Source organism: Diaphorobacter ruginosibacter (assembly GCF_040396215.1).
GTDB classification, from domain to species: Bacteria; Pseudomonadota; Gammaproteobacteria; order Burkholderiales; family Burkholderiaceae_C; genus Diaphorobacter_A; species Diaphorobacter_A ruginosibacter_A.
On the sequence record NZ_JBEBOW010000228.1, the window covers coordinates 1 to 3168 of the forward strand.

Annotated in this window: 2 protein-coding genes; one reads left to right on the top strand and one right to left on the bottom strand. The window is 64.6% G+C overall.

Translation table 11 applies throughout. From position 1 onward, the window contains the following. A partial coding sequence (locus ABWP92_RS17070; protein ID WP_353236602.1) for an AsmA family protein occupies nt 1–2293 on the bottom strand: 2293 nt, incomplete at its 3' end. Between the two features lie 497 nt (nt 2294–2790). Between ABWP92_RS17070 and ABWP92_RS17075 the strand changes: the two genes are divergently transcribed. Further along, nucleotides 2791–3168, top strand: coding sequence for a hypothetical protein (locus tag ABWP92_RS17075; protein ID WP_353236603.1), 378 nt, complete (start codon nt 2791–2793; stop codon nt 3166–3168).

The following is a 3168-nucleotide window of genomic DNA, read 5'->3' on the forward strand; positions in this document are numbered from 1 at the left end:
TGCAGTTGGCGTCGTCCTGCGCGGCGGGAACGGTGACGGGTACCAGCGCCAGCGCCGCCGGAGCCACCACGGCGGCGGCCACCGTTGCTCCGGCCCGCAGCAACAGCGGACCGGGCTCCACCCCCGCCTTGGGCTGCGCGAAGGTGCCGCCCACATACAACGGCGTGCGCAGCGAGAAGAACTTCCATTTGAGCGATTCCGGCTTGATGCGCAGATTCAGCCTTTCATTCTTCATGTCTATCGTGCCGCTGGCCTCGACAATCGCTTCTTCGGTGCTCATCTTGGCCACGCGCGTCTCGGCGACGCCGGAGCGAACGGCGAAATCCGCGACCGCGCAGCGCAGCAATACTTCCTTGTTGTCGCCGAACAGCTTGGTGAAGATCACGCTGCCCAGGTTGAGCGCCGCCAGGTCGAGCAACTGTTTGCTGAAGGTGCCGTCGCGCACGACGAGCTTGATGTCGCCCGAACTGTTGCCGAGCATGGCGGCGATGGAGTTGCCCTCTGTTGCCAGCGAGAATCCTCCGTCGAGGTGGCCGAAGCTCTTTTTCATCAATTGCGCATCGGGAAACAGGGCGGCGAGCTGAAGTCCTTCGGCGTTGCCGCTCAGGCGGGTCTTGAGCGGCTGGTGGCGGCTGTCGAGCGTGGCCTCGCCCTGGATGCGGCCCTTGGCCACGCCAAAGCGCAGCGGCGCGAGCGTCAGGACCGCGTCCTTGAGGACGGCGCGCGTGCTCAGGTTCTCGACCGGCAGGCTGCTGGGCCGAATGATCTTTTCGCCGGTGAACGCGATATCAAGATCCATCGCGCTCCAGCGGCCCGTCTCGAAGGGGGTGTCGGGCAATACACGCCCCTTGCTGCGCAACTGCGCGCTCTGATTGGACGAAGCGCCGACCAGCGGGCCCAGATCGGCCAGGCGCAGCTTCTTGGACAGCAGGCGGCCTTCGAGGCTCGGGCGCGGCCGGGCAGAGGTATAGGTCAGACTTCCATGCAGGTCGCTGGAGCCGACAACGCCGTCGAAATCGCGGTATTCCCAGACGGCGGTCTCGGGCGCCAGGCTGCCCAGAAGCCGCCCCTTGGTTTTGAAGGCGGGCGTGCTCGGAAGGACCAGACCCGTCAGCGCATAGAGATCGGCCATGCTCGCGCCTTCGAGTTCGACCTGCAGATCCATGCCGGAGAGTTCACGCGGATTGGCCAGGATGCCTTCGGCCTGTGCGCGCAGGCTGCCGGCGCGGGCCTTGATGTGGATCGGATAGTTCACGACCTTGCGGCGCAGCGAGAGGATGTGTCCGGCAAGGCCTTCGCCCTCGACGCGGGCCTTGCCGTACCGGCCCTGCATGGTGATGTGTACGCCGTAGCGGTTCTCGGCTCCGCCCGTCTCCTCGGGCGAGAACGTATCCACGCGAGCGCGCAGCGCCAGGTCCTTCACGCCGTCGGAATAACCCAGCCAGCCGCCTCGCACGATGAGCTGGCCGATGCTCAGGTTCCATGGCTCCTTGCCGGTGCCCGGCGCGCCGGTGAAGGTCCAGTTGTTCATGCCTTCACGGCTGCGGCCGAACACGATGTCGGGCGCGGTCAGCATGACGGTGTCGAGCATGACGGTGCGGTTGAGCAGCGGCAGCAGACGCAGCGTGGCCGTGACGCGGGCAATGGTTCCCATGGTTTCGGGCGCCCGGTCCGGCGCCTCCACGTAGGGGGCCTGTTGAGCCAGCGCAATCAGGCGGCGGGCGTCTTGCGCATCGGCGCGCTCACTTTGCTCGCCGTCGCCCCACGCGCTGCCACTGTCGGAAGCGGCTGGCTCCGCGGCGGCGGGCGGGCTGGCGTCGGCGGCAGGGGAGTCGGAGCTCGTGATGGCAACCGATTTGCTGCGCCTTGTCGCCGTACCCTTGTCTGGAACGGCGGGCTGGGAGGCGTTCCCGCGCGCCGGTTCAACCTCGATGGCGAATCCCCGAGGGTTGCCCAGGCTGATGCGTTCGGCCTGCACCGTGACGCCGGGAATCCAGCGCTTCCATCCATGTTCGAGCGGCTGCGGCCAATGCCATTGCGCCGAAAGGTCTCCGTCGATATGGAAGCTGCGGCCCGTGGCGGCGCTTACCTGTTCGGCGATCCAGGGCTTGGAGCTGTTCCAGTTCCATTGGGTGATGACGAAGATGGCCGCGGCAAGCAGCATCGCCACCGCCAGTATCAGGCCCAGCAACCAGCGCAGCAGGCTGAAGCCGAGCTGCACGAAGGCGCGCGATGGGCGACGGTGGCGGACTGGCTGCGCTGGCGTGTGGTTGTGGGGCGGTATCTCGTGCATCTCTCGATTGCGTATGGGTGTTCCGTGAAGGCCAGGGTCAGCAGCGCCACTGTATTCCAACGGGGTGTGCGCGGCTTGTCATGCGATCAGGAATCGATGCTGGCACCGGCTCGTCTTCATCCAGGCCACATTCGGAGATGCGGTCGCGCTTTCGGAAAGGCGTCGCGGCGGGCGGTCTGGCCGGGAGGCCGGAATGCGGATTGCTCGGCAGGCCGCATTCATCGGAACCGGCTTGCCGGGAATACTAGCCTGCCTGAGCGGGCTTAATAGCAAAAACCGTAACTGCTCGGTCGATTGTTTGATGTTATGTATTTCGGTTGGGATTTGCTATCTAACTTGATCTGTTCCGATCCACCGGGTGCGGCGTAGCGATCGACACCGATGTCCCGCTCGTGGGCGCGGGCACAAAGATTTCATGTGTAACGGGATTTTTACCTAGCTGTGACATCTTTCTTTGATTAATAATGTCTATTAATTCAATATGGACGTTAGTCATTATGCTCGCTATCACCAGTGAAAAAGTGCAAGGCGTCCTGGATGACGCGACCTACACCGCCACCTTGTGCCTGGCGCGTGATGGCAAACACTATTTCTTCAGCGCCATCGAAGTGGATGGAAACGCCATTGGCGTGCCTGGCAAGCGCTGGTCCTCCCGCAAGGCAGCGCTCCATGCCTTGAGCCTGCTGGCGCAAGGCAGCCGCAAGGGGGAATCCGGCGCGCCCTTGCCCGTTTCCGGGGATTCGGGCATGGCGGAGCAGCCGTTCCGGATGGAGGAGTTCGATGCCTTGCATCAGAGCGATGCCTCGCTGGGCGGTCCGGGAGATGCATCGGACGTTTCGCCGCCGGCGGGCGGCGGTCCCGCGAGCAGGCGTTAG